The organism is Amycolatopsis sp. cmx-8-4, assembly GCF_046548675.1.
Taxonomy (GTDB): domain Bacteria; phylum Actinomycetota; class Actinomycetes; order Mycobacteriales; family Pseudonocardiaceae; genus Amycolatopsis.
The window spans coordinates 25,677-44,797 of sequence record NZ_JAEBDZ010000044.1; the positions used below are offsets into that span (position 1 = coordinate 25,677).

General features: G+C 70.8%; 19 protein-coding genes. 8 read left to right on the forward strand and 11 right to left on the reverse strand.

Annotated features, from left to right (window positions below; translation table 11 throughout):
• Positions 1 to 72 precede the first annotated feature (72 nt).
• The 3 genes from ACLJQZ_RS44990 to ACLJQZ_RS45000 are packed head-to-tail and all read left to right on the forward strand — an operon-like array spanning position 73 to position 2,161.
• A complete protein-coding gene (locus tag ACLJQZ_RS44990; protein ID WP_410627498.1) occupies positions 73 to 441 on the forward strand; it encodes a DUF4267 domain-containing protein in 369 nt (122 codons plus the stop codon).
• A 36-nt stretch (positions 442 to 477) separates the two neighbouring features.
• Positions 478 to 960, forward strand: a complete 483-nt coding sequence (locus ACLJQZ_RS44995; RefSeq protein ID WP_247053941.1) for a cation:proton antiporter regulatory subunit — start codon at positions 478 to 480, stop codon at positions 958 to 960.
• A 7-nt stretch (positions 961 to 967) separates the two neighbouring features.
• On the forward strand, positions 968 to 2,161 hold the full coding sequence (locus ACLJQZ_RS45000) for a cation:proton antiporter (protein WP_247053943.1): 1,194 nt from the start codon (positions 968 to 970) through the stop codon (positions 2,159 to 2,161).
• Positions 2,162 to 2,228: 67 nt separating this feature from the next.
• Here ACLJQZ_RS45000 and ACLJQZ_RS45005 read toward each other — a convergent pair whose 3' ends face one another.
• Complete coding sequence (locus ACLJQZ_RS45005; protein ID WP_410627500.1) at positions 2,229 to 4,091, reverse strand: Xaa-Pro dipeptidyl-peptidase; 1,863 nt, start codon at positions 4,089 to 4,091, stop codon at positions 2,229 to 2,231.
• Between the two features lie 67 nt (positions 4,092 to 4,158).
• On the opposite strand from ACLJQZ_RS45005, the gene ACLJQZ_RS45010 reads away from it, so the two are divergent.
• A complete protein-coding gene (locus ACLJQZ_RS45010) occupies positions 4,159 to 4,974 on the forward strand; it encodes a class I SAM-dependent methyltransferase (RefSeq protein ID WP_410627502.1) in 816 nt (271 codons plus the stop codon).
• A 24-nt stretch (positions 4,975 to 4,998) separates the two neighbouring features.
• Here the strand turns inward: ACLJQZ_RS45010 and ACLJQZ_RS45015 are convergent, their stop codons facing one another.
• The 6 genes from ACLJQZ_RS45015 to xerD form a co-directional block, all read right to left on the reverse strand.
• Positions 4,999 to 5,751, reverse strand: coding sequence for a pseudouridine synthase (locus tag ACLJQZ_RS45015; RefSeq protein ID WP_247053949.1), 753 nt, complete (start codon positions 5,749 to 5,751; stop codon positions 4,999 to 5,001).
• Positions 5,738 to 6,634 carry an SMC-Scp complex subunit ScpB gene (scpB, locus tag ACLJQZ_RS45020; RefSeq protein ID WP_410627504.1) on the reverse strand — a complete coding sequence of 299 codons (897 nt, stop codon included), beginning with the start codon at positions 6,632 to 6,634 and terminating at the stop codon, positions 5,738 to 5,740. The genes ACLJQZ_RS45015 and scpB overlap by 14 nt, the downstream gene beginning before the upstream one ends.
• Positions 6,631 to 7,611, reverse strand: coding sequence for a segregation and condensation protein A (locus ACLJQZ_RS45025; protein ID WP_410627505.1), 981 nt, complete (start codon positions 7,609 to 7,611; stop codon positions 6,631 to 6,633). The genes scpB and ACLJQZ_RS45025 overlap by 4 nt, the downstream gene beginning before the upstream one ends.
• A complete protein-coding gene (locus ACLJQZ_RS45030) occupies positions 7,611 to 8,030 on the reverse strand; it encodes a cobyrinic acid a,c-diamide synthase (protein ID WP_410627507.1) in 420 nt (139 codons plus the stop codon). Before ACLJQZ_RS45030 ends, ACLJQZ_RS45025 begins: the two co-directional genes overlap by 1 nt.
• Positions 8,027 to 8,998 (reverse strand): ParA family protein, encoded by a 972-nt coding sequence (locus ACLJQZ_RS45035; RefSeq protein WP_410627509.1) that lies wholly within the window; start codon positions 8,996 to 8,998, stop codon positions 8,027 to 8,029. The genes ACLJQZ_RS45030 and ACLJQZ_RS45035 overlap by 4 nt, the downstream gene beginning before the upstream one ends.
• A 146-nt stretch (positions 8,999 to 9,144) precedes the next feature.
• Positions 9,145 to 10,047, reverse strand: coding sequence for a site-specific tyrosine recombinase XerD (gene xerD / locus ACLJQZ_RS45040; protein WP_326951588.1), 903 nt, complete (start codon positions 10,045 to 10,047; stop codon positions 9,145 to 9,147).
• A 109-nt stretch (positions 10,048 to 10,156) separates the two neighbouring features.
• Here xerD and ACLJQZ_RS45045 point away from each other — a divergent pair, with 109 nt between their 5' ends.
• The gene (locus tag ACLJQZ_RS45045) at positions 10,157 to 10,684 is read left to right on the forward strand and encodes a DUF1707 domain-containing protein (protein WP_410627510.1); all 528 of its coding nucleotides are present in this window, start codon (positions 10,157 to 10,159) and stop codon (positions 10,682 to 10,684) included.
• A 95-nt stretch (positions 10,685 to 10,779) separates the two neighbouring features.
• Here ACLJQZ_RS45045 and ACLJQZ_RS45050 read toward each other — a convergent pair whose 3' ends face one another.
• The 4 genes from ACLJQZ_RS45050 to ACLJQZ_RS45065 form a co-directional block, all read right to left on the reverse strand.
• Complete coding sequence (locus ACLJQZ_RS45050; protein ID WP_410627512.1) at positions 10,780 to 11,409, reverse strand: NUDIX domain-containing protein; 630 nt, start codon at positions 11,407 to 11,409, stop codon at positions 10,780 to 10,782.
• On the reverse strand, positions 11,406 to 13,106 hold the full coding sequence (locus tag ACLJQZ_RS45055) for a CTP synthase (protein ID WP_410627513.1): 1,701 nt from the start codon (positions 13,104 to 13,106) through the stop codon (positions 11,406 to 11,408). Before ACLJQZ_RS45055 ends, ACLJQZ_RS45050 begins: the two co-directional genes overlap by 4 nt.
• A gap of 79 nt (positions 13,107 to 13,185) precedes the next feature.
• Entirely contained in the window at positions 13,186 to 14,346 is a 1,161-nt protein-coding gene (locus ACLJQZ_RS45060) for an acyltransferase (RefSeq protein ID WP_410627515.1), read from the reverse strand.
• Between the two features lie 205 nt (positions 14,347 to 14,551).
• Positions 14,552 to 15,232 (reverse strand): GntR family transcriptional regulator, encoded by a 681-nt coding sequence (locus ACLJQZ_RS45065; RefSeq protein ID WP_410627517.1) that lies wholly within the window; start codon positions 15,230 to 15,232, stop codon positions 14,552 to 14,554.
• 210 nt (positions 15,233 to 15,442) lie between these two features.
• On the opposite strand from ACLJQZ_RS45065, the gene ACLJQZ_RS45070 reads away from it, so the two are divergent.
• The 3 genes from ACLJQZ_RS45070 (at position 15,443) to ACLJQZ_RS45080 (ending at position 18,940) form a co-directional block, all read left to right on the forward strand.
• Positions 15,443 to 16,864 (forward strand): NCS1 family nucleobase:cation symporter-1, encoded by a 1,422-nt coding sequence (locus ACLJQZ_RS45070; protein ID WP_410627518.1) that lies wholly within the window; start codon positions 15,443 to 15,445, stop codon positions 16,862 to 16,864.
• Entirely contained in the window at positions 16,861 to 17,571 is a 711-nt protein-coding gene (locus tag ACLJQZ_RS45075; RefSeq protein WP_326951149.1) for an aspartate/glutamate racemase family protein, read from the forward strand. Before ACLJQZ_RS45070 ends, ACLJQZ_RS45075 begins: the two co-directional genes overlap by 4 nt.
• Before the next feature lie 97 nt (positions 17,572 to 17,668).
• The gene (locus tag ACLJQZ_RS45080; RefSeq protein WP_410627520.1) at positions 17,669 to 18,940 is read left to right on the forward strand and encodes an alginate lyase family protein; all 1,272 of its coding nucleotides are present in this window, start codon (positions 17,669 to 17,671) and stop codon (positions 18,938 to 18,940) included.
• The last annotated feature ends 181 nt before the right edge of the window (positions 18,941 to 19,121 follow it).

Sequence of the window (19,121 nt, forward strand, 5' to 3'; positions counted from 1 at the left end):
TAGACAATCTAGCGTCGCTAAGTTAGCGTTGCTAGTATTGCTAGCGCCGCTAGTTCACGGAAGGGAAACACCATGCTCATCACCGGTTACGTCCTCGTCGCGATCGTCTCGCTCGGCATCATCTACGTCGGCCTCAACTACCTCTTCGCGCCGGCCAAGATCGCCGCGGGCTTCGGTTTCACCGAGGTCCCCGAAAACGCCGAAAGCTTCCTCAACGTCAAGGGCGGCCGTGACATCGGCGCCGGGCTGATCCCACTGACCCTGATGATCTACGGCGACCCGCACGCACTGGGCTGGGTCATCCTCGTCGCGGCCGTCTGGCCCGTCTTCGACATGCTGATCGTGCTGCGCCACGGCGGGAAGAAGGCCATCGCGTACAGCGTCCACGGCCTGACCGCCCTCGTGATGGTCATCGCGGCGGGCCTGCTCCTTCTCGGCTGAAAGTCGCGAATCGGACACGTGGGTTACGGTGGTTGGGTGAACGTCGAAGTAACCCCCCTGCCCGGCATCGGGGTCCGCAAGGACTTCGCCACCCGTACCGGCCGCCGCATCGGCGTCGTCACCCAGCGGGACGGGCACCTCGAGCTGATCGTCTCCAAGACCGACGATCCCGACACCTGCGTCGCCTCGATCCCGCTGAGCGCCGACGAAGCGGGCGCGCTGGCCAACCTGCTCGGCGCGCCCCAGCTCGTCGCGCAGCTGACCGAGGAGCACCGGGACCTGCCCGGGATCAGCACCCGGCAGCTGCCCATCAAGCCGTCCGGCCCGTTCGACGGCCGCACGCTGGGCGACACGGCGATGCGCACCCGCACCGGGGTTTCGGTGGTCGCGGTGGCCCGCGCCGGCCAGGTGCACCCGTCGCCGACGCCGGACTTCACCCTCACCGGGGGCGACCTGCTGGTGACGGTCGGCACGAGCGAGGGTCTCGAGGCCGCCGTCAAGATCCTGAAGTACGGCTGAGCGCACGATGGACCACACCGCGCTGTCCCTGATCGAACTGGGGGCGGTCTTCTTCGTGCTGGGCGTGCTCGGGCGCCTGGCCGGGAAGATCGGCCTCTCCCCCATCCCGCTCTACCTGCTCGGCGGCCTCTGCTTCGGCTCCGGCGGGCTGATCCCGCTGACCGACATCGGCGGCTTCACACACCTGGCCAGCGAAATCGGCGTCGTGCTGCTGCTCCTGCTGCTCGGCCTGGAGTACTCCGCGGCCGAGCTGTTCACCGGGCTGCGCCGCTCGTGGACGGCCGGGCTGGTCGACATCGTCCTCAACGCCGCCCCGGGCGCGGCCGTGGCGCTGCTGCTGGGCTGGGGCCCGGTCGGCGCGATGGTGATGGCGGGCGTCACGTACATCTCGTCGTCCGGGATCGTCGCCAAGGTCCTCGGTGACCTCGGCCGGCTCGGCAACCGCGAGACGCCGGTGGTGCTGTCGATCCTTGTGTTCGAAGACCTGGTGATGGCGCTCTACCTGCCGATCCTCACCGCGGTGCTGGGCGGCGTCTCGTTGCTGGGCGGCATGGAGGCCGTCGGGATCTCGCTGCTGGTGATCACCGTGGTCCTGGTGATCGCGCTCAAGTTCGGCCGGTACGTCTCGGCGGCGGTCGACAGCCCGGACCGCGAGGTGTTCCTGCTCAAGGTGCTCGGCGCGGCGCTGCTGGTGGCGGGCGTCGCCTCGGCGATGCAGGTGTCGGCCGCGGTCGGCGCGTTCCTGCTCGGCATCGCGATCTCCGGCTCGACGGCCGAGAACGCGACACACATGCTCGAGCCGCTGCGGGACCTGTTCGCCGCGGTGTTCTTCGTGGTGTTCGGCCTCAACACGAACCCGGCGTCGATCCCGCCGGTGCTCGGCTGGGCCGTGGTGCTCGCGGTGGTCACGACGCTGACGAAGGTCGCCACCGGCTGGTGGGCCGCGCGCCGCCAGGGCATCGGGAAGATGGGCCGCGCCAGAGCCGGGGCGTCGCTGGTGGCCCGGGGCGAGTTCTCGATCGTCATCGCGGGCCTGGCGGTGACGGCGGGCGCGGTGGACGGCGAACTGGCGGCGCTGGCGACGGCGTACGTCCTGCTGATGGCCATCCTCGGCCCGACGGCCGCCCGCGTCGTCGAGCCGATAGCCCGCGCGCTGCAACGGAAGTCGGCCACGCGCACCGCTCCCGCCGAAGCGAGCTAGCGTCGGCGCAATGCCGTGAAGGCCTCCTTCCCGGCTCTTATGGCCGGCAAGGAGGCCTTCACGGCTTTCAGCCCAGCTCCACGCGGCCCGCCGACGGCACGAACGCGCCGCTGACGGGGGTCGGGTGGGTCGAGGCTGCCGGGAGGACTCCGGCCAGCGGGACCGACACCGACGTCTTCGCCAGGTCCAGCGTGAGCCGTCCAGGCTGGGCCGGGCCGCGGATGAAGCTGCCGTCCGTGCCGCCGATGATCAGGGCCAGCGCGTGGCCCTTCGGCACGACGTGGTCCGTCGACGCCAGGCGGAACGTCATCGTGTACGCCGTCCCCGGGGTCAGGACCCGTTCCTGCGTCAGGGAAGCGTAGTTCGCGAGGTCGGCCCAGCCGCGGCTGAGGATCGTGTAGTTCACCTTCTTCACGTCCGCGGAGGTCACGCGGTAACAGGCGTCGTCACCCGCCGTCGACGAGCCCCAGCAGTTCTCCGTCGTCGCCGTCTTGATGCCCTCGCCGCTGCCCGCGAAGTTGCGGATGGTCGCCGCGCCGAGGTCCACGAGCACCGCCGAAACCCGCGCCGACGACGTGCTCGGCGTCGCCGTGACCGTCAGCGAAGACGTCCCGGACACCTGCAGGGCCGACGTCAGCGTCCCGGTCGAGTACGTCAGCGCCGCGCTGCCCGGGTTGGTGACCCAGGTGTCCTCGCCCACGTTCGGGTTGTCGGTGAACGACGCCGTGCCCGACGCCGCCGCGGTGCCGAGCTTGCCGCCCGCCTGCGGGCGCAACGCCGTCGCCACGGCGTTCGCGGCGGGGTAGGCGGACTGGTCGGCCCACTGGTCCGGCTGCCGCTCGACACTGGCCATCGGGCCGTTCTGGACGCCGTTGTCGATCCCGAGCAGGTAGTGGTCGAACCAGCGGTGCAGCAGGTCGACCCAGTCGGAACGGCGGTAGTCGAACGGGTCGACGTGCCCGGTCTGCGCGAGCCAGATCTTGCGCTCGACGTGGTTGGCGGCCAGCGCGTCCCACCACTGCCCGAAGTTGATCGTCTTGACGTTGAGGTCGTTGACGCCGTGCGAAAGCAGCACGCTGGCGTGGACGTTGCGCGCCTGGGTGACGTAGTCCCGCGCGGCCCAGAGCGGCCCGTAGTCGCCGTTCGCGGTCGCGCCCGTGCTCAGGGCCTGGTTCTGCGCCGAGCAGTTCTGCCCGCTGTTGGCCGACTCGACGGTCTGCGCCAGCCCGGCCGGGTTCGAGCCGAACGACGCGCCGTCGGAGCGGTAGTAGTCGTACCAGGAGCTGATCGCCGAGATCGGCACGATGGTCTTCAGCCCGGCGACCCCGGTCGCGGCGACGCCGTTGGCGATCGTGCCGTCGTAGGACTTGCCGATCATGCCGACGTTCCCGGTGCTCCAGCCCGCCGTCACGGCGCTGCCGCCGGTCTTCGCGCTGTACCCGGTAACGCGGCCGTTCAGCCAGTCGACCACCTTGCGCGCCGAGTCGACGTCGGACGGGCCGCCGACGTCCGCGCAGCCGGCCGACCGGTTCGTCCCGGCCAGGTCGACGAGCACCGCCGCGTACCCGCGCGGCACGAAGTAGTTGTCGTAGAACAGCGGGAACTTCACCGGCTTCCCGGCGCTGTCGTAGCTCTTCAGCTCGCTCTCGTTGCCGCGCCCGCAGCACGAGTAGTACGGGCTGGCGTCCATGATCACCGGCACCTTGGTGCCCTGCGCCGCCGGCTCGGCCGGCCGCACGATGTCGGCGGCGACCCGGTCGGGCTTGCCGTCGCCGTCGCCGTCGCGGCCGATGTCGACCCAGACGGTCTCCCGGATCGCCTTCGTGTAGTCGTAGGTGGGTTCGCTCGCCCGGGGCGCCGCGGCCACGGCCGGGGCGAGCGCGCCGAACAGGACCACCGCGAGGATTCCGCACACCAGACCGGATCGCATGCGCGTCACGCTACGAGCCGGAGATCGTTCCCGCCACGGCGGAAAGTCGGGGGGTAGCTTGGCGGTCATGACCGAGTCCCTGCCCGCGGTCGGCCGCACCGCCGTCGGCGTCGCCGCGTTACGCGCCCTGGAAAGCCGCCGTCCGGACCGGCTGTTCGACGACCCGTACGCCACCGCGTTCTACGAAGCGGGCCGCTCGGTGCTGCCCGAGCCCGGCGACGGGACGCGGGACGGCCTCGGCCCGCTCTTCGCCGCCCAGGTGGCGATCCGCACGCGGTTCTACGACGACTACCTGCTGGCCGCCGGGTGCGCCCAGGTGGTGCTGCTCGCGGCCGGGCTGGACGCACGCGCGTTCCGGCTGGCGTGGCCGCCGGGGGTCCGGCTCTTCGAGCTGGACCTGCCGGAGGTGCTGGCCTTCAAGGACCAGGTGCTGACCGGGCAGGGCGCGGAACCGTCGTGCGAACGGGTCGTCGTCCCGGCGGACCTGCGCGAAGACTGGGCGAGCGCGCTGAGGGACGCCGGGTTCGACCCCGGCGTCCCGACCGCGTGGCTGGCCGAGGGCCTGCTCGTCTACCTGTCCTCCGAAGACGCCGGCAAGCTGCTCACCACGGTGAGCGAGCTGTCGGCGCCGGGCAGCCGGGTGTCGTTCGAGCACCGGCCCACCGACACCGCGGACGGGCTGCTGGCCCGGGCGCGGGCGACCCCGACCGGCGAGCGCGTCACGCGCCTGTGGCTCGGCGGGCTGGGCGGCCGCGCGCCGGAGTGGCTGCGCGACCACGGCTGGCAGCCGACCACCCACACCCGCGCCGAGCTGGCCGAGGACTACGGCCGCCCGGCCCAGGAAGACCAGACCGCCGGCGGGTTCGTCACCGCCGTGCGGTGACCACCGGACCCCCGAAAGGCCGGGTCAGAGTTCGACGTTGCGGTAGAGCGCGCCGACCTCGCCCTTAGTCAGCCGCCGGATCGAGCCGACGCGCTGGTTGCCCAGCTGGACGTCGCCGATCGCGGTGCGGACCAGCTTGAGCACCGGGTGCCCGGCGTCCTTGAGCAGCCGCCGCACGATGTGCTTGCGGCCCTCGTGGATCACCAGCTCGACCAGGGACTTGCCGGAGTGCATGTCCTTGACGCGGAACTGGTCGACCTTCACCAGGCCGTCCGGCAGCTCCCAGCCGTTGCGCAGCTCCTTGCCGAGCCCGCGCGGCACCAGGCCGTCGACCTCGGCCAGGTAGGTCTTGAGCACCTGGTAGGACGGGTGCATCAGCCGGTGGCCGAGGTCACCGTCGTTGGTCAGCAGCAGCAGGCCCTCGGTGTTCTCGTCGAGCCGGCCGACGTGCACGACGCCGGGCGTCTCCTCGTACCGGCCCATCAGGTACTCGCCGACGCACGGGCGGCCGCGGTCGTCCGACATCGTCGAGTGGACGCCCTTGGGCTTGTTCAGCGCCAGGTAGATCAGGTCGTCGCGGAGGTTCACGCGGGTGCCGTCGACGTGGATGACGGCTACGTCCGGGTCGACGCGGCGGCCCTGCTCGGTGACGACCTCGCCGTTCACCTCGACCCGGCCGGCGGCGATCAGGTCCTCCGCCGCGCGCCGGGAGGCGACCCCGGCTTGCGACAGCACCTTCTGCAGCCGGATGCCGTCGGGGTGTTCACTGGAAGTCATCGATGGTGTCCACTTCGGGTAGCAACGGAGCGATGGCCGGCAGGTCGTTCAGTGACGACAGCCCCAGTCGCTCCAGGAACAGCTCGGTCGTCACGTACAGCGTCCCGGTCGTCTCGGGGTCGGTCCCCATCTCGCCGATGAGGCCGCGCGCGAGCAACGTCCGGATGACACCGTCCACGTTCACGCCGCGCACCGCGGCGACCCTGGAACGGGTCACCGGTTGCCGGTACGCGATCACGGCGAGGCTCTCCAGCGCGGCCCGGGTCAGCTTCGACCGCTGGCCGTCCAGCAGGAGCTTCTCCACGAACGGGGCATAGACGTCTCTAGTGTAGAACCGCCACCCTTCGCCGACGCGCCGCAGGTCGATCCCGCTGGTCCGGTCGGTGAACTTCTGGGCCATGGTGCGCAGCGCGACGATGATCCGGGCCTTGGGTTGCTGCAGGGTGTCGGCGAGGGATTCCTCGCTCGCGGGCGAGTCGACGACCAGCAACAGCGCCTCGAGCGCGGCTTCGAGAGCCTCGTCGGAGGTGATGTCGGGCAGCGAGTCGGCATCCCCGGCGGCGACGAGATCCGACGCGGGATCGTCGACGGCCGCGGGTTCTGCGGGCTCGACGGGTTCGGCAGTGGCTTCCGCGGGCGCGACGGCATCGGCCGCGGCCTGGTCCGGCGCGGGCTCGTCGGCAGCGGTCTCATCAGCGGCGGCCGGCTCCACGAGCAGCTCCACCGGGTCGCCGTCCTCGGTCACCGGCTCGCCGGACAGGGCCTCGTCCAGGGCCGGCTCGGCCGCGGCCTCGGCGGGCTCTTCGCTCACTGGCGGCTCCGGCGCCGCGACCTCGGCCGCGACATCGTCTTCGCGGACCCGGTCGTTGTCTTCGGGGCTCACCCGTACTCCTCCTCGTCTCCGGCGGCGTCGGCAGCGAGATCCTGCTCGGCCGCCACGGAGGCTTCTTCCTGCGATCCGCCGGTCCAGCGCACGTGCAGCTCGGCCAGCGCCTCCGACTGCTCGAACTGCACCGTCGCCTCGCGGTAAAGCTCCAGCAGGGCCAGGAACCGCGCCACGATCTCGACCGTGTGCTCGCAGTCGTCGACCAGCTCACTGAACGTCGCCTGGCCGCGTTCGGCCAGCATCACCCGCAGCAGCGCCGCGTGCTCGCGCACCGACACGCGGCCCATGTGGATGTGGGCGATCGACACCGTCGGCGGCGGTTTCGGCTTGAAGACCGTGACGGCGATGTCGGCGAACTTCGCCGGCGTCACGCCCAGCATCACCTCGGGCAGCAGCCCGACGAACCGCTCCTCCAGCGCCACCGACCGCGGGTACCGCCGCAGCGCGCCCTGCTCCAGCTCGCCGAACAGCGCCGCCACCTGCTTGTACGCGCGGTACTGCAGGATCCGGGCGAACAGCAGGTCGCGGGCCTCGAGCAGGGCGAGGTCGTCCTCGTTCTCCACCTCGGCCGACGGCAGCAGCCGCGCGGCCTTGAGGTCGAGCAGGGTCGCCGCGATGACCAGGAACTCGGTCGTCTCGTCGAGGTTCCAGTCCGTGCCCAGCGCCCGGGTGTAGGCGATGAAGTCGTCGGTGACCCGGTGCAGCGCCACCTCGGTGACGTCGAGCTGGTGCTGCGAGATCAGCTGCAGCAGCAGGTCGAACGGCCCCTCGAAGTTGGCCAGCCGCACCTTGAACTTCGACGTGCTCAGTTCCTCGTTGGCCAGGCCTTCGGGGACCATGCCGCCGTGCACCGTCTGGTGCTCGTGCGGCTGTTCACCGGGTTGCTCGTCCGGGGCCGGGTCGTCGGGGGTCGGTTCCTCAGGGGCCTCTCCGACCGGCTCCGGCGGCGTTTCGGCCGATGCCGGGGTGTCCATCAGCCCTCGGTTTCGCCGCCGTCTGAGCCGACCACCCGCAACCGCTGCACCAGCACCGAGTCCTCGCCGTTCGCGTCGAAGTCGGCCAGCAGCACCGCGACGGCCTCGCGGACCAGCCGGCCGCGGTCGACGACCAGCTCGTGCTTGGCCCGCAGCGTCAGCCGGGCCTGCTCCATCGCGACCAGCTCGTCGCCGGAGACGTAGACGGTGATCTTCGCGTCGTGCTTGGTCCGGCCGGAGCCGTGCGGGGCGTCGCCACTGCGGGCGAGCTGCTCCGTGCGGCCGTGGCCCGCCTTGCCGTTGCCGTTCTCGACGGGTTCGGCGGGCTCGGGCGACGTCTGGGGCGGCAGGTCGAGAGCGGGGCTGGAGGTGATGCGGAAGAGTTCCGACGCTCCGGGCAGGGAAGCGCGCCTGCTCACCGACCGATCACCTCGCGAGCCAGCTGGCGGTACGCCGCCGCGCCGGCCGACTTGGGGGCCCAGGTCGTGATCGGCTCACCCGCGACCGTCGTCTCGGGGAACCGCACCGTGCGGTTGATGACCGTGTCGAACACGATCTCGCCGAATGCCTCCACCACGCGAGCCATGACCTCCTTCGAGTGCAGGGTTCTCGGGTCGTACATGGTGGCGAGAATCCCGACTATGTCCAGTTTGGGGTTGAGGCGTTCCTGCACCTTCTCGATCGTGTCGATCAGGAGCGCTACACCTCGCAGACTGAAGAACTCGCACTCCAACGGGATGATCACGCCGTCCGCGGCGGTCAGCGCGTTCACCGTGAGCAGGCCGAGCGAGGGCTGGCAGTCGACAAGAACATAGTCGTAGTCGTTCATGACCGGACGAAGGACCCGTAACAACGTGTGTTCGCGCCCTACCTCAGCGACGAGCTGGACCTCCGCCGCGGACAGGTCGATGTTGCTCGGCAGCAGGTCAACGCCGTCGACGCGGGTTTTCAGCAGCACGTCGGTGGCGCTGACGGCCCGCTCCATGATGGCGTTGTAGACCGTGTGGTCCAGTTCGTGCGGCTGGATGCCGAGACCGACGGCGAGCGCGCCCTGCGGGTCGAAGTCGACGAGCAGCACCTTGCGGCCGTACTCGGCGAGCGCGGCGCCCAGGTTGATGGTCGACGTCGTCTTGCCGACGCCGCCCTTCTGGTTGCACATCGCCATGATCTTCGCCGGGCCGTGGCGCTCCAGCGGCGGCGGCTCGGGGATCTCGCGGATCGGGCGGCCGGTCGGCCCGATGCCCTCGAGCTTCACCTTCCGGCCGTTGCGCTCTCTCGGTTCGTCGCCGTCGTGGTGGGCGGGGGTGGCGATCGTGGCGTGCTGGAGGTTCGCCGCGGCCGACCCGGCGGACGCGGCCGGTACGGCCGGCTGGTTCGGTGTCGACATGGCGAGAAGGCTCCTTGTCTGTGGCGTCCGGGGCAGCCTATGCGCGGACTCGGAGCCCCGGCAAAGCAACGCGCCGGACCCGAGGGGGCAATGTCAGTCGGCCGTCGGTCCAGGTTAGGAGGGCTGTGGCGCCGCCGTTGGGCCGGCTAGCCCAACGCCCGGGGGTGCGCCGTCGCGTAGACCTCGCGCAGCGTGTTGACCGTGACCAGCGTGTACACCTGCGTCGTGGTCACCGACGCGTGGCCGAGCAGTTCCTGCACGACGCGGACGTCCGCACCGCCTTCGAGCAGATGCGTGGCGAAGGAGTGGCGCAGCGTGTGCGGCGAGACGGCGGCGGCGATCCCGGCGCGCTCGGCGGTGTCCTTGAGGACCTGCCACGCGCTCTGCCGCGAAAGCCTGCTGCCGCGGACGTTGAGGAACATCGCCGCGGTGCCGCGGCCGTGCGCGGCGAGCACGGGCCGCGCACGGACGGTGTAGGCGTGCAGCGCGGCGATCGCGGGCCGGCCGACCGGCACCAGCCGCTGCTTGCCGCCCTTGCCGTCGAGCAGGACCGTGCGCTCGTCGTCGTCGACGTCGTCCAGGTCGAGGCCGACGGCCTCGGAGATCCGGGCGCCGGTCGAGTAGAGCAGCTCCAGCAGCGCCCGGTCGCGCAGCGCGCGTTCGCCGTCCGGCGCCGGGGTCTCCAGCAGCCGCAGCACGTCGTCGACCGGCAGGGCCTTGGGCAGCCGTTTCGCCGGCGTCGGCGGCCGGACCTCGCGGGCCGGGTTGTGCTCGGTGACGCCCTCGGCGTGCGCGAACTTGTGCAGGCCCCGCACGGCGACCAGCGCCCGGGCGGCCGACGACGCCGCCAGCGGCTGGTGCTCGGCGTCGCCCTCGCGCAGCGCGGCGCCGAACGAGGTGACGTGCGCGGCCGTGATGTCGGCGATCTCCGCGACGCCGGAACCGTCGAGGTGCGCGGCGTACCGGCGCAGGTCGCGGGCGTAGCTGTCGAGGGTGTTGCGCGCGGTCCCGCGTTCGACGACCAGGTGGTCGAGGTACGCGGCGATCACGTCGGCCGTGCGGTGCGGGCTGGAGGCCACGCCGGTCACCCTAGGCCGTGCGGGCACCGTGACCCGGGAGAAACCCCGTTCTCAGCTTCACGCGGTTACCTTGGATTTCATGGAGTCCGACGAGCTCCGCATCGGCACGGCCGAGCGGGAAGAGGCGGCGAGACTGCTCGCCGACCACTTCGGCATGGGCCGCATCACCCCCGACGAGTACGAGGCGCGGGTGACCGACGCCTACGCCGCCGTGACCCTGGGCGCGTTGCGGCCGTTGTTCCGCGACCTGCCGCAGCCGCACCCGGGGTTCCTCGCGCCGCCGCAGCTGCCGATGTACGCGCAGCCGACGATGCAGCTGCCGATGTACGGGCCGGCCCCGATGCCGTCCGCCATGCCGGTCCCGATGCCCTACGCGCCGCCGATGCCGATACCCACGTCCTACCGGTCCAAGACCGTGGCCGGGGTGCTCCAGATCGTGCTGCCGTTCGGCGTCGGCCGGTTCTACACCGGGCAGATCGGGCTGGGCCTGCTCCAGCTCCTCGTGGTGCTGCTGACCGGGATCGGCGTGCTCTGGCCGATCGTCGACGGCGTCATGCTGCTGGCCAACGGCGGCCTGGACGCCGAAGGCCGCCCGCTGCGCCCCTGACCGAAGCGCCCCAATGTGGCGTTGGGTGCGTCAGACGCACCCAATGTGGCGTTCGGTGCGTCTGACGCACCGAACGCCACATTGGGCGCATGAGGTCAGGCTTCGCGGCGCTTGGCGAACGCCGTCGGGCGGTCGCGCCACGGCGCGTCGGCCGGGCGCGGTTGCGCGCCGCCGGTGACCACCGCCTGCGCGGCCAGCACTCCCGACACCGTGGCGCCGTTCACCAGCTCGCCCGCCAGGGCCATCCGGACCGCCTCGGCCAGCGGGAACTTCCGGACGACCAGGTCGGCCTCCTCGTCCCCGAGCACGTCACGCTCCACATCGGACAGTCCGCGGGCCAGGAAGATCCGCACCACCTCGTCGGTGAAGCCGGGCGACGCCGCGACGTCGACCAGGGTCGCCCAGTCGGCGGCGGCCAGCCCGACCTCTTCGACGAGCTCCCGCTCGGCCGTGCCGACCGGGTCCTCGCCGAGGTGGTCGATCAGGCCGGCGGGCAGCTCCCACAGCCGGTGCCCCATCGGGTGCCGGTACTGGTGGACCATCGTGACCTGCTGGTCCTCGTCCAACGCGACGATCGCGACCGCGCCCAGGTGCTCGATGACCTCGCGGGCCGCGGTGGTGCCGCCCGGCATCACCACCTGGTCGATCCGCAGGCCGACGACGCGTCCGATGTGGACGTCGCGGCTGGCGGCGACGGTGAACTCGTGCTCTCCCGGCGCGGTCACCGGGCGGCCACGGGGGCTTCGGGCAGCTCGACCGGCAGCCGCTCTGCGACCTTGCGGTCCACCACGGCCTTGACGAACGCGCTGAACAGCGGGTGCGGCCGGGTCGGGCGGCTCTTCAGCTCGGGGTGCGCCTGGGTGCCGACGAAGAACGGGTGCTTGTCGGCGGGCAGCTCGACGAACTCGACCAGGCGGTCGTCCGGCGACGTGCCGGAGAACACCAGGCCGGCGTCGGTGAGCTGCTTGCGGTAGGCGTTGTTCACCTCGTAGCGGTGCCGGTGCCGCTCGGACACCTCGGTGGTGCCGTACGCCTTCGCGACCTGCGAGCCCGGCTTGAGCTTCGCCGGGTACGCGCCGAGCCGCATGGTGCCGCCCATGTCGCGCTCGCCCGCGACGACGTCGCGCTGGTCGGCCATCGTCGAGATCACCGGGTGCTCGGTGTTCTCGTCGAACTCCGACGACCCGGCGTCGGTGATGCCGGCCAGGTGCCGGGCGCCCTCGATGACCATGCACTGCAGGCCGAGGCACAGGCCGAGCAGCGGCACGCCGCGGGTGCGGGCGTACTCGATCGCGCCGACCTTGCCCTCGATGCCGCGGATGCCGAACCCGCCCGGGATCAGCACACCGTCCACATCGGACAGCACGGACGCCGCGCCGGACGCGGTCTGCGCGTCGTCGGAGGCGACCCAGACGATCTCGACCTTGGCCCGGTGCGCGAACCCGCCCGCGCGCAGCGCCTCGGTGACCGAGAGGTAGGCGTCCGGCAGGTCGATGTACTTGCCGACGACCGCGATCTTCACCGTCTCGCTCGGGTTGTGCACCCGGTCGAGCAGGTCGCCCCACACCGTCCAGTCGACGTCGCGGAACGGCAGGCCGAGGCGGCGCACCACGTAGGCGTCGAGCGCCTCGCGGTGCAGCACCTTCGGGATGTCGTAGATCGACCGCGCGTCCGGGCAGGCGATGACCGCCTCCTGGTCGACGTCGCACATCAGGCCGATCTTGCGCTTGAGGTCCTCGGGGATCTCCCGGTCGGCCCGGCAGACCAGCGCGTCGGGCTGGATGCCGATGTTGCGCAGCGCGGCGACCGAGTGCTGGGTCGGCTTCGTCTTGAGCTCGCCCGACGGCGCCAGGTACGGCACCAGCGAGACGTGCAGGAAGAAGCACTGGTCGCGGCCGACGTCGTGGCGGACCTGGCGGCACGCCTCCAGGAACGGCAGCGACTCGATGTCGCCGACCGTGCCGCCGACCTCGGTGATGACGACGTCCGGGGCGTTCCCGGCCTCGTCGGGCTCGGCGGCCGCGGTGATCCGGGACTTGATCTCGTCGGTGATGTGCGGAATGACCTGCACCGTGTCGCCGAGGTACTCGCCGCGGCGTTCCTTGGCGATCACCTCGGAGTAGACCTGGCCGGTCGTGACGTTGGCCTTGCCGTCGAGGGAGCGGTCGAGGAAGCGCTCGTAGTGCCCGATGTCGAGGTCGGTCTCGGCGCCGTCGTCGGTGACGAACACCTCACCGTGCTGGAACGGGTTCATCGTCCCGGGGTCGACGTTGAGGTACGGATCGAGCTTCTGCATCGTGACGCGAAGCCCGCGCGCGGTAAGGAGTTGCCCCAGGCTCGAGGCCGTGAGTCCCTTACCCAGAGAGGAGGCGACGCCTCCGGTGACAAATACGTACTTGGTAGCCCGCGACTGAAGTCCCACGGGCCGCCAGCATATCCGACGCCTGAGGATCCGCTCGCTGTGACATGCCCGAACGGCGTTTTGTGCCGCTGACCACGCGTCAGGCGACGGCCTTCGCCAACCGCAGCCGGGGGCGGCCGGTGAGCGCGCGGCTGCCGGGCAGCCGGCGCAGCACCTCGACGATGACGATCGTCAGCGCGATCGTGGCGACGTAGATCACCGCGCTGAGCCACGGCGCGCCGAAGCGCTCCGCCACGTGTGGGATGACCGGGCCGAGCAGGGCCAGCGCGAGCGGGTGGACCAGGAAGATGCTGAACGACCGGTTCGCCGCCCAGGAGACCACGCGGGCCCCGCGGCCGCCTTCCCGGCGGCGCGCGGCCCACCACGTGGTGAACGCGTAGATCGCCGCGATGACCGTGAGGTACCACGGGATCAGGTACGGCTGGAACGGGTCGCTGGCCACCTGCGGGAACGTTCCACTGTGGACGGTCCGGAGGTAGTACCACTCGGTGCCGGCCAGCACCGCCACCAGCGCGCCGCCGAGCAGCAGCCGGTGCCGGCCGACCCAGGCGTGCACGGTCTCGAAGTGCATCGCGATCACGGCACCGAAGAGTGTGTAGAACTGGTACGGCAGGAGCGTGGCGTACAGGTGCGTGATCGTCTGGTAGCTCACGCCCAGCGGCTGGTAGGTCATGAACGCGACCACGCCGACCTGCACCAGCCCGCTGCCCAGCAGCAGCCACCCGTGCTTGCCCGCGGTGGCCCGCAGGAGCTTCATCAGGAACGGGAACAGCAGGTAGACCTGCATCGTCACGAGCAGGAAGTACAGGTGGTACCAGGCGCCGCCGGTGACGAGGTCGGTCAGCAGCAGCCGCATCGACGCCTCGAGCGAGCCGGGCTGCTGCCCGCCGGTGACCAGCGAATACGCCCAGAAGAACATGGTCCACGCGAGGTAGGGCGTCGCGACCAGCGGCAGCCGGCGGCGCCAGAAATCACCAGCCCGCAGCTCGCGGCCGCGGTTCTGGAACACCAGCACGAACCCGGTCAGCGCGAAGAACGCCTCACGCGTGAAGTGCAGCGGGGTCTCGACGGCGTTCGCCCCGACGTCCTGCGCGAAGTTCGTCGCGCCGACCACGTGGATCAGGATCACGCAGGCGAAGGTGATCAACCGGAACAGGTCGATCTGGTGGAGGTAGGGCGCTTTGCCGCCCGGTCTCGTGCCGCGGGCGGGGGCCTCGAGCGTGGCCTGGGCGGTCGTCATCGTGCCACCTTCACGGCACCGGTTTCGGCGTTGATCACGGTTTCAGGTTTGCCGCCCATTCTGTGAATTTCCCATGAAGCCACTGGGAACCGCCTGTTGGACCAGCTCCCCCGCGCTGTCGGATATGCCACGTCGGCTCAGGGAGCGGGGAGCCGACGATCATGTTAACGGGTGAGCTTTCCGGCACTTTGAGTGACCTCCGGAGTCACCCGGCCGGCCGCTCACCCGGCTCGTCGTCCCCGAAAAGGGACCTCAGCGTCACCGTCCGGTTGACGCGCACGTGCTCGACGGCCTCGGCGTGCGCGCGGTCCGCGTCGCCCGAGGCGATGGCGTCGTGGAGGCGCCGGTGCTCGTCGAGCAGGTCGGCCCAGTGCTCGTTCTGGCTCGTGAGCCAGCGCAGCCGGCCTTCCAGGGGCTGCAGCATCGTGGTCAGCAGCGCGTTGCCCGCGATGGCGACGATCTCGTCGTGGAAGCGCGAGTTGAGGACGGTGATCCGGGCCGCGTCGCCGCGGGCCGTCGCGCGGGCGGCGTCGGTCAGGACGCGCTCGAGCCGCTTCAGCTCGGCCGCGCCCGCCCGGGACGCGGCGAGCCCGGCGGCGAGGCCCTCCAGGGCCTCCCGGACGTCGAACAGCTCCTCGACGTCGACCCGGGCCAGCTGCCGGACGACGACCCGGCGCGGCGACTGGACGACGAGGAACCCCTCGGCCTCCAGGCTGCGGATGGCTTCCCGGACCGGCACCCGGGACACGCCCAGGTCCTCGGCCAGCTCGCGCTCGACCAGCCGGTCGCCCGGGCGCAGCCGCCCGGTGAGGATCCGCTCCCGCAGCTCCTCGCGCACCCGCTGCCGGGTGGCCGCGAGGGGCTGCCGTTCACTCGCCGACGTCACCGGGCTCCCCTCAACATCTCCGTAACCGGACGTAACACGAGTTTATCGACGGGAGGGTTGACTGCCGAAGACCCCGGGGTGATATTTGGGATACCAATTTTTGGTATCCCAAATCTCCGTCCCCGCACTGTGACACTCGGGGCTCCGCCCCGGCCGGGGGCTCCGCCACCCGGACCCCCCGAGAAGAATCCGTAGACCGGAGGCACAAGCATGACGGCCGCCCCGCTCACCGAATCCGGACAAGAGACGCCCGCCCCGCCGGATCCCCGGCTCTGGAACGAAGACCTCGCCCCCGCCGAAGAGCGCCGGTGGAAGGTCTACGACATCTTCGCGCTGTGGATGTCCGACGTGCACAACCTGGGCAACTACACCTTCGCGGCCGGGCTGTTCGTGCTCGGCCTGTCGGCCTGGCAGGTGTTCACCGCCCTGCTGTTCGGGTTCGTGATCATCTACGTCGGGATGAACCTGATGGGCCGGATCGGGCAGCGCACCGGTGTGCCGTTCCCGGTCGTCGCGCGGCTGAGCTTCGGCACGTTCGGGGCCAACCTGCCCGCGCTGATCCGCGCGATCATCGCGATCTTCTGGTACGGCATCCAGACCTACCTCGCCAGCGTGGCCATCACGCTGCTCGTGCTCGCCATCGACCCGGGCCTGAAACCGTTGACCGAACACGGTTTCCTCGGCTTGCACGCGCTCGGCTGGATCTGCTTCGTCGCGCTCTGGGCGGCCCAGGCGCTGATCCTGACCCGCGGCATGGAGTCGATCCGCAAGTTCCAGGACTGGTGCGGCCCGGCGATCTGGGTCGTGATGATCGCGCTGGCCGTGTGGATCCTCGCCGCCGCCCACTGGAACATCTCGTTCACCAGCAGCCCGAAGCAGCTGTCCACCGGCGAGCAGATCCGGCAGTGGTTCGGCGCGGCCGGGCTGATCCTGGCCACCTACGGCACGCTGATGCTCAACTTCTGCGACTTCTCCCGCAACGCACCGGACCAGAAGACCGTGCGGCGCGGCAACTTCTGGGGCCTGCCGATCAACTCGACGGCGTTCGCGCTGCTGTCGGTCGTCGTCACCGCGGGCAGCATGCAGGTGTTCGGCGAGGCCATCACCGACCCGGCCGAGCTGCTGTCCAAGGTGCACAACACGCCGGTGCTCGTCATCGGCGCGCTGACCTTCGCGATCGCCACCATGGGCGTCAACATCGTCGCGAACTTCGTCTCCCCCGCCTACGACCTGGCCAACATCTGGCCGAAGCGGATCACGTTCACCATCGGCGGGATGATCAGCGCGGTCGCCGCGCTGTGCGTGCTGCCGTGGAAGCTGTACTCCTCACCCGCGGTGGTCAACTACTTCCTCGGCGGGCTCGGCGCGTTCCTCGGGCCGCTGTTCGGGATCATGATCGTCGACTACTACCTGATCCGCCGCGGCAAGGTCGACGTCGCGCAGCTGTTCGTCGACGGCGGCATCTACCCGCGGGTGAACCCGCGCGCCCTGGTGGCGTTCTTCCCGACCGCCGCGCTCGCCGCGGTGATCGCGCTGGTGCCGTACTTCGCCCCGGCCGCGCCGTACTCGTGGTTCATCGGCACGGCGTCGTCCGCGCTGCTGTACTTCGCGGTCTCGCGGAACCAGCGATGAGGATCGTCGTCACCAACTGCAACACCACCGAGGCGATGACGAAGGAGATCGGTGCCGGTGCCCGCGCCGCGGCGAGCCCGGGCACCGAGATCCTCGCCCGGACACCGAAGTGGGGCCCGGAGTCGGCCGAGGGCTGGCTGGACAGTTTCCTGTCGGCGGCCGCCGTGCTCGATCTGTTGCGGGGCCTGGAAGAACCGTTCGACGCGGTCGTGCTCGCCGGGTTCGGCGAGCACGGCCGCGAGGGGGCCCGCGAGCTGCTGGACGTCCCGGTCGTCGACATCACCGAAGCCGCCGCGCACCTGGCCTGCCTGCTGGGCCGCCGGTACGGCGTCGTGACCACTTTGGACCGGACGTGCGGGCTGATCGAGGACAGCCTGCACTCCGCCGGCGTCGCCCAGAACTGCGTGACGGTCACCGGTGCCGGCCTCGGCGTGCTGGAGCTGACGGACGAACGCCGGACGGAGTCGGCGCTGCTGACCGCCGGGCGCCGGGCGCGCGACGCCGGAGCGGAGGTCCTGGTGCTCGGCTGCGCCGGGATGACCGGGCTGGACCGGCGGATCGCGACGATGCTGGACATCCCGGTCATCGACGGCGTCGCCGCCGCCGTCCGGCTCGCCGAGTCGCTCGTCGCGCTGGGCCTCAAGACGAGCCGGGCCGGGTCCTACGCCCGGCCGCTGGACAAGAAGCGCACTTGGCCGGCTGTTTGACAGCCGCCGCACCGGGGAGCCAGAATCGCCGTCGCCACTGCCGTACCGCCGCCCGGTGACGAGTGGGGATCCTGGCGTCCCCGAAGGGCGGTCCAAGGTGCGAAGGCAGCTACACGTTCTCGGGGCGGCGGTGCTGGCCGCGTGCCTGGCCCTGGTCCCGCTCAGCGGGACGGCGACGGCCGGGCAGGCGCCGCACACCGTCGTCACCGACGGCAAGAAGCTCGCGGACATCCAGTCGGCGCTGAAGCACGGCCACGCCACGCGGGCGCAGCGCGACGCGCTGAAGGTGGTGCTGGGCAAGGCGAACACGGCGCTGAGCGCCGGCCCGTGGTCGGTCGTGGACAAGCCGGTCACCCCGCCGAGCGGCGACAAGCACGACTACCTGAGCCAGGCGCCCTACTGGTGGGCGAGTGCGAAGACCCCGGAGAACCCGCAGGGCTGCCCGTACGTCAACAAGGACGGCCAGCGCAACCCGGAGGCCGACGCGATCACCGACCACACCTACCGGATGGTGGCGTGGGACGCGATGTACTACCTCTCGCTCGCCTGGTACTACACGGGTGACGCGAAGTACGCGAAGCGGGCGGCGCTGGACATCCGGACGTGGTTCCTCGACCCGGCCACCAGGATGAACCCGAACATGACGTACTCGCAGATCATCCCGTGCAAGAACACGATCAGCGGGACCGGGATCATCGACTCGACGCAGTCGTTCAGCCAGGTCCTCGACGTGTTCGCGCTGCTCGACACCGGCGCGCCGGGCTGGACGAACAAGGACCGCGGCGGCGTCAAGGCGTGGCTGTCGCAGTACCTGACCTGGATGCAGACGAGCCCGCAGGCGAAGCTGGAACTGGCCGCCACGAACAACCACGGCACGTTCCTCGACATGCAGAACGCGACGATCGCCGCGTACCTGGGCCAGCGGGACACGGCGAAGAAGATCGTGCTGGACGCGGAGAAGAACCGGTTCCCGGTCCAGTTCGCCGCCGACGGCAGCCAGCCACTCGAGCTGTCGCGGACGATGTCGTGGCACTACGTCAACTTCAACCTCACGGCGTGGGGCCGGATGGCCGAACTCGGCAAGAACCTCGGCGTCGACGTCTGGAAGTACACCGCGCCCAACGGGGCGACCCTGCGCAAGGTCGTCGACCAGCTGATCCCCGGCGCGCTGCAGGGCGCCGGGGGCTGGCCGCACCAGCAGATCGGCGTGTTCGACCAGTCGATCGCGGCGGACATCTTCCACGCCGCGGCCGAGGAGGCGCACGACGGCCAGGCGGCCGCGGCGCTGAAGAAGATGCCGCTGCCCACCGGCGGTGACACGTGGTCCGTGCGCGTGTCGTGCTTCCCGCTCGACCCGCCGCTCAAGTAACCCCTACCAACGCTGGGAAATCCGGACACCAGACCCCATAGCGCACGGCTCCCGAGATTGGTCTAGTCCAAAGTATTGACACTCGGTGTGCGCACGCGCACATTCATGAACGGGCCGGCACCTGTTCGTGAAGACCATCGCGTACCGCCCCCTCTCGCGCCGACGCGGCCCGGGAGGGGGC

Bases quoted from the DNA above. Each gene is read 5' to 3' on its own strand.
- ACLJQZ_RS45025 (WP_410627505.1), bottom strand. From the start codon at position 7,611: ATGGACACCCCGGCATCGGCCGAAACGCCGCCGGAGCCGGTCGGAGAG.
- ACLJQZ_RS45015 (WP_247053949.1), bottom strand. From the start codon at position 5,751: ATGACTTCCAGTGAACACCCCGACGGCATCCGGCTGCAGAAGGTGCTG.
- ACLJQZ_RS45035 (WP_410627509.1), bottom strand. From the start codon at position 8,998: ATGTCGACACCGAACCAGCCGGCCGTACCGGCCGCGTCCGCCGGGTCG.
- ACLJQZ_RS45005 (WP_410627500.1), bottom strand. From the start codon at position 4,091: ATGCGATCCGGTCTGGTGTGCGGAATCCTCGCGGTGGTCCTGTTCGGC.
- ACLJQZ_RS45045 (WP_410627510.1), top strand. From the start codon at position 10,157: ATGGAGTCCGACGAGCTCCGCATCGGCACGGCCGAGCGGGAAGAGGCG.
- ACLJQZ_RS45075 (WP_326951149.1), top strand. From the start codon at position 16,861: ATGAGGATCGTCGTCACCAACTGCAACACCACCGAGGCGATGACGAAG.
- ACLJQZ_RS44990 (WP_410627498.1), top strand. From the start codon at position 73: ATGCTCATCACCGGTTACGTCCTCGTCGCGATCGTCTCGCTCGGCATC.
- ACLJQZ_RS45060 (WP_410627515.1), bottom strand. From the start codon at position 14,346: ATGACGACCGCCCAGGCCACGCTCGAGGCCCCCGCCCGCGGCACGAGA.
- ACLJQZ_RS45010 (WP_410627502.1), top strand. From the start codon at position 4,159: ATGACCGAGTCCCTGCCCGCGGTCGGCCGCACCGCCGTCGGCGTCGCC.
- ACLJQZ_RS45000 (WP_247053943.1), top strand. From the start codon at position 968: ATGGACCACACCGCGCTGTCCCTGATCGAACTGGGGGCGGTCTTCTTC.
- ACLJQZ_RS45070 (WP_410627518.1), top strand. From the start codon at position 15,443: ATGACGGCCGCCCCGCTCACCGAATCCGGACAAGAGACGCCCGCCCCG.